Source organism: Clostridium sp. CF012 (genome assembly GCF_018861755.1).
Taxonomy (GTDB): Bacteria; Bacillota; Clostridia; order Clostridiales; family Clostridiaceae; genus Clostridium_AD.
The window spans coordinates 58,092-69,546 of sequence record NZ_JAHLEF010000024.1; the positions used below are offsets into that span (position 1 = coordinate 58,092).

The 11,455-nt window shown below is 31.1% G+C and carries 13 protein-coding genes; 4 read left to right on the forward strand and 9 right to left on the reverse strand.

The window, feature by feature from the left end:
* Positions 1–40: 40 nt before the first annotated feature.
* The 3 genes from KPL50_RS18215 to KPL50_RS18225 all read right to left on the reverse strand — a co-directional run bounded on the left by KPL50_RS18215 (position 41) and on the right by KPL50_RS18225 (position 2,223).
* Positions 41–676 (reverse strand): hypothetical protein, encoded by a 636-nt coding sequence (locus KPL50_RS18215; RefSeq protein WP_216299964.1) that lies wholly within the window; start codon positions 674–676, stop codon positions 41–43.
* A 123-nt stretch (positions 677–799) separates the two neighbouring features.
* A complete protein-coding gene (locus tag KPL50_RS18220) occupies positions 800–1,684 on the reverse strand; it encodes a YegS/Rv2252/BmrU family lipid kinase (RefSeq protein WP_216299965.1) in 885 nt (294 codons plus the stop codon).
* Between the two features lie 110 nt (positions 1,685–1,794).
* Positions 1,795–2,223, reverse strand: coding sequence for a CBS domain-containing protein (locus KPL50_RS18225; RefSeq protein WP_216299966.1), 429 nt, complete (start codon positions 2,221–2,223; stop codon positions 1,795–1,797).
* Between the two features lie 342 nt (positions 2,224–2,565).
* Here KPL50_RS18225 and pssA point away from each other — a divergent pair, with 342 nt between their 5' ends.
* Positions 2,566–3,078: a CDP-diacylglycerol--serine O-phosphatidyltransferase gene (gene pssA / locus KPL50_RS18230; RefSeq protein WP_216299967.1), complete on the forward strand. Its 513-nt coding sequence runs from the start codon at positions 2,566–2,568 to the stop codon at positions 3,076–3,078.
* Positions 3,079–3,096: 18 nt separating this feature from the next.
* On the opposite strand, the gene KPL50_RS18235 is transcribed toward pssA, so the two are convergent.
* From KPL50_RS18235 to KPL50_RS18260, 6 genes are all read right to left on the reverse strand, one after another.
* Positions 3,097–3,426 carry a hypothetical protein gene (locus tag KPL50_RS18235; protein WP_216299968.1) on the reverse strand — a complete coding sequence of 110 codons (330 nt, stop codon included), beginning with the start codon at positions 3,424–3,426 and terminating at the stop codon, positions 3,097–3,099.
* A gap of 121 nt (positions 3,427–3,547) precedes the next feature.
* Complete coding sequence (gene cax, locus KPL50_RS18240) at positions 3,548–4,636, reverse strand: calcium/proton exchanger (RefSeq protein WP_216299969.1); 1,089 nt, start codon at positions 4,634–4,636, stop codon at positions 3,548–3,550.
* A gap of 19 nt (positions 4,637–4,655) precedes the next feature.
* Complete coding sequence (locus KPL50_RS18245; RefSeq protein ID WP_216299970.1) at positions 4,656–4,886, reverse strand: hypothetical protein; 231 nt, start codon at positions 4,884–4,886, stop codon at positions 4,656–4,658.
* A gap of 124 nt (positions 4,887–5,010) precedes the next feature.
* Complete coding sequence (gene sdaAA, locus KPL50_RS18250) at positions 5,011–5,886, reverse strand: L-serine ammonia-lyase, iron-sulfur-dependent, subunit alpha (protein WP_216299971.1); 876 nt, start codon at positions 5,884–5,886, stop codon at positions 5,011–5,013.
* Positions 5,887–5,917: 31 nt separating this feature from the next.
* Positions 5,918–6,595, reverse strand: coding sequence for an L-serine ammonia-lyase, iron-sulfur-dependent subunit beta (gene sdaAB, locus KPL50_RS18255; protein ID WP_216299972.1), 678 nt, complete (start codon positions 6,593–6,595; stop codon positions 5,918–5,920).
* 608 nt (positions 6,596–7,203) lie between these two features.
* Positions 7,204–8,862 carry a nucleoside kinase gene (locus tag KPL50_RS18260; RefSeq protein ID WP_216299973.1) on the reverse strand — a complete coding sequence of 553 codons (1,659 nt, stop codon included), beginning with the start codon at positions 8,860–8,862 and terminating at the stop codon, positions 7,204–7,206.
* 179 nt (positions 8,863–9,041) lie between these two features.
* Between KPL50_RS18260 and KPL50_RS18265 the strand changes: the two genes are divergently transcribed.
* The 3 genes from KPL50_RS18265 (at position 9,042) to KPL50_RS18275 (ending at position 11,140) form a co-directional block, all read left to right on the forward strand.
* On the forward strand, positions 9,042–9,674 hold the full coding sequence (locus tag KPL50_RS18265; RefSeq protein WP_216299974.1) for a DUF421 domain-containing protein: 633 nt from the start codon (positions 9,042–9,044) through the stop codon (positions 9,672–9,674).
* Positions 9,674–10,054: a DUF4363 family protein gene (locus KPL50_RS18270; RefSeq protein ID WP_216299975.1), complete on the forward strand. Its 381-nt coding sequence runs from the start codon at positions 9,674–9,676 to the stop codon at positions 10,052–10,054. The genes KPL50_RS18265 and KPL50_RS18270 overlap by 1 nt, the downstream gene beginning before the upstream one ends.
* Positions 10,055–10,192: 138 nt before the next feature.
* On the forward strand, positions 10,193–11,140 hold the full coding sequence (locus KPL50_RS18275) for a ketose-bisphosphate aldolase (RefSeq protein ID WP_216299976.1): 948 nt from the start codon (positions 10,193–10,195) through the stop codon (positions 11,138–11,140).
* Positions 11,141–11,455 lie beyond the last annotated feature (315 nt).

The window sequence follows — 11,455 nt, forward strand, 5'->3', positions numbered from 1 at the left end:
CAGCCATATATGCTTTTTGTATATGATAAATATTTAGAAGCTACTTTTTAAACTTTATTAACCCATAATCTATAGTTACTATCCAAGAAATATCCCCTAGCAACATCATAGGAGAATTTGGATTTAAGGAAGTTAGAATCACTGACAATAATGTAATACTAGACGCTATTATTATTAATACAGCTCCTAGTTTGCTTACATAAATTTTATTATATAACCTTATACCTTTAAAGAGAAAAATGGAATTTATTATAAGCAGCACAGTATAACAATAGGCTTCTAGTTGTAATTCAATAGTGTACCCACAATTATCTGATATATTTATGCTTACAGGGGATTTATAAATAACTAGGCCGTAAGCTATACACAGCATAGCGCAGAATAATAAAATCTTTCTAAGTCTTATTTTATTATTCCTAGAAAAAATATGAACTGAAAGGATTCCGCATATAGGTATGCATAATAAGTTTGCATATACTAAAGGTTTTAATAAATACAAATAACTTTGATTTTTAATAGTAAAAAGAATTATTAAAGCTATGTATCTACAGGCCATTAAGATCAAAGCCATAGCACTTATTATCTTGATTTTTTTAGGTGCATAACCCAAACTAGAAATTATACCTCCATATAATAAAAGAACCATTATTAACAGCAATAAAAAATATATACTCATTCATAGACTCTCCCTAAAATTGCTACTGTTAATATTTATTAATTTTTCTTTAAAAATATGCAAGGCACATCAAAATAAATAACAAGGTAGTATTTTTGTTATTTATTTTGATGTGCCTATTTACTATATTTTAGTTCCGAGTATCGATATTCCGCCTTCCTCACATTCTATAAGCAAAGGAAAATCCGGTCCTCTTTCTCCATCTATATCTGTTACAATATCTTCGAAGCATTCAACTTCTAATCTATTAGTCTTAAAATAAACGATGCCCTCTACATTTTCTAGGTACTCATTTTTTAACATTTTAATAAAAATATTCAATATATTCTTCATAATTCCAGCCTTTATTATAATTACATCTAAAAGCCCATCATCGACTTTAGCCTTGTATGCAAATTTTAAATTTCCTGCTGTTTGTCCATTAAATATTAACATTAGGTACATATAGCCATCAAAACAATCTTTATCGGAAGTAACCTTTATTTTTAATTTTCTAAAATTAGGCAATTGCTCTAATCCTTTTACATAGTATGCCAGTTTCCCTATGGTATTTTTTAAATTCATATCTGTCTTTTGTGATACATCTGTGAATAACCCTGTGCTGGCTACATTTAAAAAGTATTTATGGTTTATCTTTCCTATATCTACCTTTTTTATTTTACTATTTAATATTTGCGTGCAAGCTTCTTCAACATCTTGAGGCATACCTATATACTTGGCAAAATCATTTGCCGTACCGGTAGGAATAATTGCTATGGGTAAATTGATTTTTTTATCCTTCATCACATTTACTACACTATCTATAGTTCCATCTCCACCTGCTATTAAAACATATCTGTAACTTTTATCTATATCTAAAAAAGCATTTGATAGTGGATTTTCATAGCATATTCTGTGTGGTACTATTATATGCTCATATTGCTGATGAATCATTATTATCTTGTCTAGATCTGATGCTATATTACTTTCTCCAGAGTTTGGATTGTAAATAAATTTCACCTTATGCATTATATTCTCTCCTATTTGCCCTTGATTTTAACAATTTAGATGACTTATTATAACCCTTTAAATATAAATCCACAAGATTCATATTTCCCTGTGGATTTTTTCAGATAATATTAAATATTTGGTATACAAGGAATAGAAATCTCACTTAATGCACCTGACGCCTCTTGCCTAAGGTTTGGTTCTACTGCTAAATCACCTAAGGATACCATTCCAACTAGTGTATTGTCGCTTACTATTGGCAATCTCCTTATTTGCCTTTCGCTCATAATCCTAGCTGCATCATCCACGTTTAAATTTTCATCTCCTACCACAGGATTTGAGGTCATTATTTCTCTAACCTTTTGCACTTTTAAGTCTTTACCTTCCGCAACACATCTAAGTATTATATCCCTATCCGTTACAATTCCAACTATTTTCTCCTTTGTACTTACAGGAATAGATCCTATATTATGCTCTTTCATAAGTCCAGCTGCATGCTCTACTGTATCATCTACGGATAAACTTATAACGTCTTTAGTCATTATTTCTGAAATCTTCATCTTATAATCCTCCTTATTAGTTTTTTTAAGGTATACAAAAATTATTATTCACTTTATTTTAACCATAAAGAAAAATTAATATTAATGTTTTTTCTATATAATAACTTTTTATTCTATATGATAGTCTTTTAATGTGTATATTATTTTTTTATTGTATATAATGTTTTTTTAAGTATATAATACACTCGATAAAATATATGCTTTCAATACTTATAAATTGCATTTAATACTTAAAAATTATTAATATATGATGTATACTTAAAAAGATGGTTTTTATAAAAGATATATTAATATTACAGCTAAATTTTTAGCTGAATTTCATTATTTTAGGAGTGATGCAGAGTGAAGAAATCCTCTATCCCAAATATTTTAACCTTTGGGAATTTAATTTTTGGTTTATTGTCCCTACTTACGACTTTTGAAGCTAATTACAAATTATCTGTGATTTTCATATTACTCGCTGGCCTTATGGATAGATACGATGGTCAAGTAGCACGTTTACTAAAAGTATCTAGCGAACTAGGAAAAGAATTAGATTCATTAGCAGATCTAGTATCTTTTGGCGTTGCTCCTTCTTTGCTTATATTTAATTTATATAATTTTAAATCTTTAGGCTATTTAGCTTATATTTGCTTTTTAGTTTTCCCTGTAGCTGGTGCATATAGACTAGCACTATATAACAGTTCTAAATTTGATAATGTTTATACAGGAATTCCTATTACCATGGCTGGGATGCTTTTAGCACTCTACGCACTACTAACTTTAAATTCTCCTAATAATTTTCCACTTACTATTATTATAATGATTACCCTGTCTTATCTTATGATAAGTAAATTTCAAATAAAAAAAGTGTGAGAAATTTCTCACACTTTTTTACTCTTTTAGCTTTAGTTCCTCCTCAATCTCTGTTTCTATATACTCTATCTGAAGCTTGCATTTCATAACTTCAGTTTTCATTGTGCAGTAGGACATATAGCTATAACTTGCATTATCCAGTACTTTTATCGTTTCATCGATAATGTCTCCAAGATTATCTGCTCTTTTAAGAGCGTCCTTAACCTCACTTTTTTTTGACAGTGCAATTTTATTTAATTCATCTGCTCCACCAATTAATAACCTATAAGAACTAACTAGTTTAGTTAAAATATCTGCTAAATTATTTATATCGTTGTAATAATTCTGAATTACTCTTCTATGTGCCAAATAATCACCTTTTAAGTTTTGATATTCATTAATTATATTATTATAAAAATTTAATTATGCACAGACATATGAAAATAAATATTAAGTAGAAGATACCACCATCTTATTTATATGAATGCGCCTATACAATATAATAATATGCTAAAGTAATTATGATATAGGAAGTAATTAAAATGCTTCCTTCTAGCCAATAGGTTTTTCCATCCTGAAACACTAAAAAAGACATTCCTACTGCTATACCACACATTATTATGTGAAAAACCGGAAATAAAAGTGTCATATTTAGACCCATAAAGCAAGAAAATATTACAAGAACAGGTGTAACAAAAAGCGAAATTTGGATACTTGACCCTATAGCCGTCTCTAAGCTCATATCTACCTTGTTTTTCATTGCACTCATTATAGTAGAGACATTTTCGCCTATATTCCCAAGAAGTGGAATTAAAATAATACCTATGAACTCTTGGGATATATTATAGTTTTTTATAAAATCTTTAATATTATAAATTAACTTATCACTTATAAAATAGAGTAATACAGATATACAGATTAAAGTTACTGCGCTTTCAATAACTTTCTTATTTATTGTAATTTTCTTCTTCCTTATAGTGACTTTTTTGTCTTTTATGGTAATTTTATCCTCTTCACTATTCTCACTAACAACAAATAAATTGTTATGTGTATATAATGAGAACACTAGCCCTAAGATATAAATACCTATCAGTAAAAAAGCAATTTTCACACTTATGGATATAAGTACTGAATCCATAACTACAGAGTATCTATTTAATGTTGCTATAACTACCATAGACGACATGGCTAGTAGTAACATATTGAAGTTTGTCCGTGCTATTATACTATTAAAATTTTGCTCTCTAAACTTAAATCCTCCGAACACTACTGCAATTCCAAGACCTAAAAGCATGTTATTTATAATTGACCCAATTAAGGAAGCCTGAACCAAAGGAATCATACCATACTTTATTGACCATATCCCCATCATAAGCTCTGGAACATTACCCACTGTAGCTGCGAGTAGGCCTCCTTTTTTTTGTCCTATATAATCTGATATTCTAGTTGTTTGATCTCCTAGTAAAATAGCTAATGGAATTATGGCTAAGGAATATATTATTGTATTTACTAAACTTGATGAAGTGCTTATAAACATTAAGGCAATAACAACAATTATAAAAATGTAGGTTTTTTTCATTTAAAACACATGACTATCATTATTTTGTACTTTCATTCATGTATTTTTCGTCAGCCTCATCAAAAATATCTTCATCAATATTTCTGTATGTGTTATGCACTTCATTTTCTTCTCTGTTAAAGCGATATCCATACTCATCATTGTATCCCGCGCGGTATTCATCGCTATAACCCACGTGGTACTCATCCTCGTCTATTGATAATATAGGTATTACTGTCACTAAGTAGTAGGTAGGGTAATAAATTACCATATTCACTCCTCCGTTTAATTATTTATCTCCTCTATTATTCTATTCATTATGTTTTTAAAGGTTACTCCAAAAGAGGGACATCCTATTTAGGATATCCCTCTTTCATTTCTTACTAATTTGCCTTTTATTCTCCTAATATTTCTTTTGCAAGGCGTAGGCCTGTAGGTGTAATTGCAAGTCCACCCATAGCAGTCTCTCTAAGTTCACAAGGCAATTGCTTTCCTATCTCATACATAGCAAGTACCGTATCGTCAAAAGGTATTCTACTAGTTACACCACTCATTACAAGGTCTGCAGTGGTTAAAGCGCTTACTGTTCCAGCCATATTTCGTTTAGCACAAGGCACTTCAACCAAGCCTGCAATAGGGTCGCATACTAGACCTAATATATTTTTTATCACTATTGCAGCTGCGTCCATTGCCATTGCAGGGGTGCCACCCATCATTTCTACTACAGCTGCAGCACCCATGGCAGCCGCTGAACCACATTCAGCCTGACATCCACCCTCTGCTCCTGCTAATGTAGCATTTTTAGCTATTATAATTCCTATTCCTGACGCTGTGAATAGAGCATTAATTAGTTCATCTTCACTTTTATTTAACTTCTCTCCTGCTGTAATAATAGTCGCAGGAAGTATCCCACAAGACCCTGCTGTAGGTGCTGCTACTATTTTACCCATAGCTGCATTTACTTCTGAGCAAGAAATAGCTCTAGCCATTGCCTTTACCATAAATTCACCTGTAAGAGTGTTCTGAGAGCTTGCATATTTGTTAAGTTTAATTGCATCTCCACCTATTAACCCACTTACGGATCTAGTTTCATTTATAAGTCCATATTCTGCAGCTTCTTGCATTATCCTTAAGTTTTTCCTCATGATTTCAACAATTTCTTCTCTTGAGAGTCCACTTTCTTCTTGTTCACACATTATTGTATATTCCCAAATTGCAATTTTCTTTTCATCGCATATCTTTAAAATTTCTATTCCTTTGTTTGCAAACATAATTATTTTCTCCTCAGCTTTCATGTCTATATTAGGATTGTTTAATCGGTAATATTTCTCTTATGTTATAGATATGCCCTAAGTACTTAATCTTATTTAGTGCATCTTTAGGAACTATAGTATCTGTTTCAAACACCATAGCTGCTTTTAATCCTTTACTGTTCCTGTATACCTTCATTAATGCTATATTGATATTTTCATCATATAGTATAGTACTTACTTTTGAAATCATACCTGGTATATCTTTATGATTAATTATAATTGTTGGATATTTACCCCTAAATTCCACTGCTCCACCATCAACCTCAAAGATTAAAATATTTCCTCCACCAACAGATGAACCAACAATTTCAACTATTTTCCCGCTCTCTTTTGTTATAATAAACTTTACTGTATTAGGATGAACATCCCCCAAATCTCCTGGAATAAACTCTACAACAAGTCCTTTTTCTTTAGCTATACTCATGGAATCTTTAAGCCTATCATCCCAGGGATCCATTCCTAAAATTCCCGCAACTAACGCCTTATCCGTTCCATGCCCTTTATAAGTCTTAGCAAAAGAACCATGTAAAACAAATTGCACCGATGCAATATTCTTACCTGCAATTAAAGCAGCAACCTTTGCAAGTCTTGCTGCACCAGCTGTATGTGAACTCGATGGCCCTATCATAATTGGACCTAATATATCAAAAACACTATAATTTTTCATGTTATCCTCCTTGTCAGTCTCTATGCTGTGACAAAACAATTATAAATTGTTTTGTCACACACTAACATCTATTATTCTTTTGTTATTACATGGTAAGTATGAAAATTATCCTACGTGCCTTGCAAAAGAACTTAAAACTTGAAATTTCTTTTGTAAGTCACTAGGGATAATTTTCATACTTTCAATCTACACTACAAAAGGTGCACCACCTGTTTTTAGTGTATTGTACTTGTATTCTATAATCATAACGGTTAAAGCATGTAGGAGTGTACTATATAGTATATGGTGAGTTTTATAGACTCTTAGTTTACTACATTAGAATCAGTGTTTCTTAAAATATAAGATTAACAGTAAGTATGAAATTTATCCGCAGTGACTTGCAAAACGAAACGCGGAAACAATGGAAATTCCATTTAGAAATTCTTGTTTTGCGAATGTTAAATTCTCGTGAGACTGCCAGGATGGCAGTCTAGCGAACCTGAGCCAGGACGGCTCATGTGAGCGTCAGAGAATTTAACATTCGCAAAACATTAGAATTTTTTAATGGAATTTCCTGTTTCAAGTTCGTTTAGCAAGGCACGTAGGATAAATTTCATACTTTTCCTGTCTTAATACTGATAAAAACAACTTCCACCAGTGAACTCTCTGATTATTGAATTATCTGGTACCAATTCTTTGTCTACATCTACAAAGAAATTCAGGAAGCTTTTCAATCTGCTGGCTTCATAATATACTGGACTTTCAGCTCCAATTTTATTAAGCTCAGCTAATGCGAATTTTTTAAGTACACAAAGCTCATAGACTACATTGGAATTAAACATTGCATCTGCTTGCTCTTGAAATACAAAAATATTTTTTTCCTCTCCACGTTTTACAGAAGGCCACATTTTTAGAGTATCTTCAACGCCGTATCCTCTCGATAAGTAATCCCTAACTATTCTTCTTGTCATTCTTACATCCGTTGTAGAAATTCTATTGTGATCATCTAAATTAAGCTGTGTCAGTGGGCTTATATATATTTTAAATTTACTATCCATAGCTATGGAGGCAGTTAATATTTCATTTAATCCATGTATTCCTTCTACAATCATAACCCCATTTTCAGGCATTTTAATCTTATTTCCATGCCATTCTCTTTTTCCTGTTTTAAAATTAAAACTTGGTATATTAGCTTCGGCGCCTTGTAGTAATAGTTTTAAATCCTTGTTGAAAAGTTCTAAATCTAAAGCATATATAGATTCAAAATCATATTCGCCATCTTCATCCCTTGGAGTAATTTCTCTATCAACAAAATAATCATCCAAGGAAATAGGTATTGGTATTAAGCCATTTACTCTCAATTGAATACCAAGCCTTTTTGAAAAAGTAGTTTTCCCTGAAGAGGACGGACCTGCTATAAGAACTAATTTCACCTTTTCTCTTCCATGAATCATATCTGCAATGTACGCAATCTTCTTTTCATGAAGAGCCTCTGCTACTCTAATTAAATTAACAATATCACCATTTACCACTTCGTCATTTAATGCTCCGACACTCCCAACACCTAATATTTCTCCACATTTTTCTGCTTCGTCAAATATTTTAGCTAGTTTTTCGTGTTTTTGAAATTTAGGAATTTTATCTGGAGCGTCTGACGTAGGATACCTTAATATAAAACCTGGCTCATAGTATATTAAATCAAAGGTACTTAATACTCCTGTTGAAAACGCCATTGGACCATAAAAATAGTCAAATCGCCCATCCAATTCATAAATCTTTACTTCTTCTGAATTAACATATTTTAAAAGTTTAACTTTGTCTTGCATATTATATGACCTAAAAATTTCTATTGCTTTGGCTTTTGACAGTGATATCTTTTTTATAGGAATATCCGCTTTTATTATTTCCCTCATTCTATTTTTTATCTCATATATATCGTCAATATCTAGTGCAAGGGTCTTATGGATTTCTCCAAATAAACCTTTACTTAGTGAATGCTCGATAGAAATTTTAGCTGTAGGAAACAATTCGTAAACTGCCTTTATTAGCACGAACTGGAGGGTTCTAACATACGTCATCATTCCAATTCTACTTTTAATATCCACAGTATCAAAATCACCATCTTGCGTTATAGTTTCGGAAAGTTCATAAAGTTTATTATTAACCTTACCTAAAACTACTGGTATATCATTTAATAAACTATTATCTTTAATAATATCATTTAATATAGTTCCCTGCTTTACTAAAACATTTCTACCATCCTTAAGGTCTATATTGAAATTACTCATGCAATCATCCCCTATTTTTAGTGGTTAGTACTATTATACTGTAGTTTTTAAAAAATGTATCCTATACCCCTTATAATTTTTGTATTTTAACGAAAAATATACAGAATAGAGAATGAGGTGATCTTACGTTTATTTTAATAATCAGAACCTGTTTCTTATACTTTGTAGTAATTTTTATTATGAGGCTAATGGGTAAAAAACAAATAGGTGAGCTTGAACCTTTTGAGCTGGTAATCGCATTAATGATTTCTGAACTCGCTACTTTTCCCATGCAAGATATAAGAATACCATTGCTACATTCCATTATACCAATAATTACTTTGCTATTTCTTCAAGTAGCCACTTCCTTTATTGAACTCAAAAGTGAGAAGGCTAGAAGAATATTAACAGGCACTCCAAGTATATTAATAAAAAACGGGAAAATTGATATTGCAGAGCTTAGATATCAAAGATTTAATATTAATGATTTATTAGAAGAACTTAGATTAAAGGGATATTTTAATTTATCCGATATTCAATATGCTATTTTAGAAACTAGTGGTGAGCTATCCATATTGCCAAAAACTGGTCAAAGCAATGCAACTAAGGATGATTTGAAATTAAAAATAGTTCAAGAGTCTTTACCTATACCTTTGATTATGGATGGTAATGTAAATTTTAAAAATTTGAAAATTTTATCCAAAGACGAAACTTGGTTAGAGAATTTACTTAAAAAGAATAATATTGCCTCCTCAAAAGACGTTTTCATAGGAATAATAGATTCTAAAAACAAGTTCTATTATCAACTCAAGGAAGGGAAAGATAAAAATTAATGAAAAATGTTTACTTAGCCTTTAGCTTATTTATTGTAATGATTATAGGGATATTTTTATCTATAATTGTTATAAATCGCAATTGCGACCATTTGCAAAATTTGAATTCTACCCTAGAAAGTTATATACTAAAGGAGAACTATAAAGATGCATATACCTTATCCCTAGATTATATAGCTCAGTGGAAAAGTGATTCTAAATTTTTAACCCTTTATATACATCATGAGGACTTAGACCATGTAGACAATGAAATTTTAAAATTAACTCAGTATATAAAAACTCGCGATAAGTCAGAAGCCTTAGCCACAGTACATGTTATGAAATATCTTATAGATCATATAAAATCTCATGAAAAAGTATCTATAAGCAATATTTTTTAATAATTTTTGTATGTTGGAATCATTTATAGTAAAAGGGTAGAAAATAGTGTATTTATAGCTTATAATTATATTATACAATAAAAAGTCCCACAGGGACAATATATGTCCCTGTCACAAAATTTGAAAGGTGGAATTAATATGGCATTAGTTACTACAACAAATATGTTTAAAAAAGCTTTTGAAGGAAATTACGCAATTGGTGCATTCAACATCAATAATATGGAAATAATTCAAGGAATAATGGATGCTTGTGCTACTCACAAGTCTGCAGTTATTCTTCAAGTATCAGGCGGAGCTTTGAAATATGCTAGACCTACATACCTTCGAAAAATGGTAGAGGCAGCTGTAGAAGACACTGGTCTTGATATTGCTCTTCATTTAGATCATGGTTCTGATCTTGCTCAAGTTAAACTTGCAATAGCTTCAGGATTTACTTCAGTAATGTATGATGGTTCTCATTTTGATTATGAGGAAAACGTAAGATTAACTAAAGAAGTAGTTGAATATGCTCATTCTAAAGGTGTTGTAGTTGAAGCAGAGCTTGGAAAACTAGCTGGTGTTGAAGATGCTGTTTCAGTTTCAGCTGCTGATGCAACTTATACTGATCCAGATCAAGCAGTAGATTATGTAAAAAGAACTGGTATTGATTCTTTAGCTATAGCTATCGGAACAAGCCATGGTGCTTATAAATTCAAAGGCGATGCTAAACTTGACTTTGAAAGATTAGAATCAATCACTAAAAAATTAGAAGAAGCTGGAATGCACAACTTCCCAATAGTTCTTCACGGAGCATCTGCTGTAGATCAAGATTTCGTTTCTATGTGCAATGAATTTGGTGGAGAAATTAAAGGAGCAAAAGGAATACCACTAGAAATGCTTCGAAAAGCCGCTTCTATGGCTGTCTGTAAAATAAACATGGATACTGATTTAAGACTTGCTATGACAGGATCACTAAGAAAGGTTTTAACACAAAGTCCTGGCGAAATTGATCCAAGAAAATATCTTGGAGAAGCAAGAAATAACATTACTAAACTAGTTGATGGAAAAATTACTAATGTTTTAGGTTCTGCTAATTCATCTAAATAATTTAAATATAAGTAATTAAAACTAAGAGACTCACAGTATAATCATACTGTAAGTCTTTTAGTTTTTTTTATTATATAGGAAGCCAAAAAATGTTTTCATGCTCAAAAAAAGTATATATTACGTATAATGCATTAGAACAAGCTTTAGAACTTCTTATTATATTTTTAAATAAGCTACGCTCTGAAAAACATATGTTTGAGCGACAGTAAAATGTACCCTATAGAGTAGACGATTTAAAAAAACCTACGCTATAGGGTTTTTCTATGTATAATGGAATAAAGATTAGAGGTGGATAAATGAGCATTAAGGATTTTA

What these genes read in the sequence shown, in the direction of transcription:
- KPL50_RS18215 (WP_216299964.1), bottom strand. Translation starts at nt 676, where the DNA reads ATGAGTATATATTTTTTATTGCTGTTAATAATGGTTCTTTTATTATAT.
- KPL50_RS18220 (WP_216299965.1), bottom strand. Translation starts at nt 1,684, where the DNA reads ATGCATAAGGTGAAATTTATTTACAATCCAAACTCTGGAGAAAGTAAT.
- KPL50_RS18225 (WP_216299966.1), bottom strand. Translation starts at nt 2,223, where the DNA reads ATGAAGATTTCAGAAATAATGACTAAAGACGTTATAAGTTTATCCGTA.
- cax (WP_216299969.1), bottom strand. Translation starts at nt 4,636, where the DNA reads ATGAAAAAAACCTACATTTTTATAATTGTTGTTATTGCCTTAATGTTT.
- KPL50_RS18245 (WP_216299970.1), bottom strand. Translation starts at nt 4,886, where the DNA reads ATGGTAATTTATTACCCTACCTACTACTTAGTGACAGTAATACCTATA.
- sdaAA (WP_216299971.1), bottom strand. Translation starts at nt 5,886, where the DNA reads ATGTTTGCAAACAAAGGAATAGAAATTTTAAAGATATGCGATGAAAAG.
- sdaAB (WP_216299972.1), bottom strand. Translation starts at nt 6,595, where the DNA reads ATGAAAAATTATAGTGTTTTTGATATATTAGGTCCAATTATGATAGGG.
- KPL50_RS18260 (WP_216299973.1), bottom strand. Translation starts at nt 8,862, where the DNA reads ATGAGTAATTTCAATATAGACCTTAAGGATGGTAGAAATGTTTTAGTA.
- KPL50_RS18265 (WP_216299974.1), top strand. Translation starts at nt 9,042, where the DNA reads ATGAGGCTAATGGGTAAAAAACAAATAGGTGAGCTTGAACCTTTTGAG.
- KPL50_RS18270 (WP_216299975.1), top strand. Translation starts at nt 9,674, where the DNA reads ATGAAAAATGTTTACTTAGCCTTTAGCTTATTTATTGTAATGATTATA.
- KPL50_RS18275 (WP_216299976.1), top strand. Translation starts at nt 10,193, where the DNA reads ATGGCATTAGTTACTACAACAAATATGTTTAAAAAAGCTTTTGAAGGA.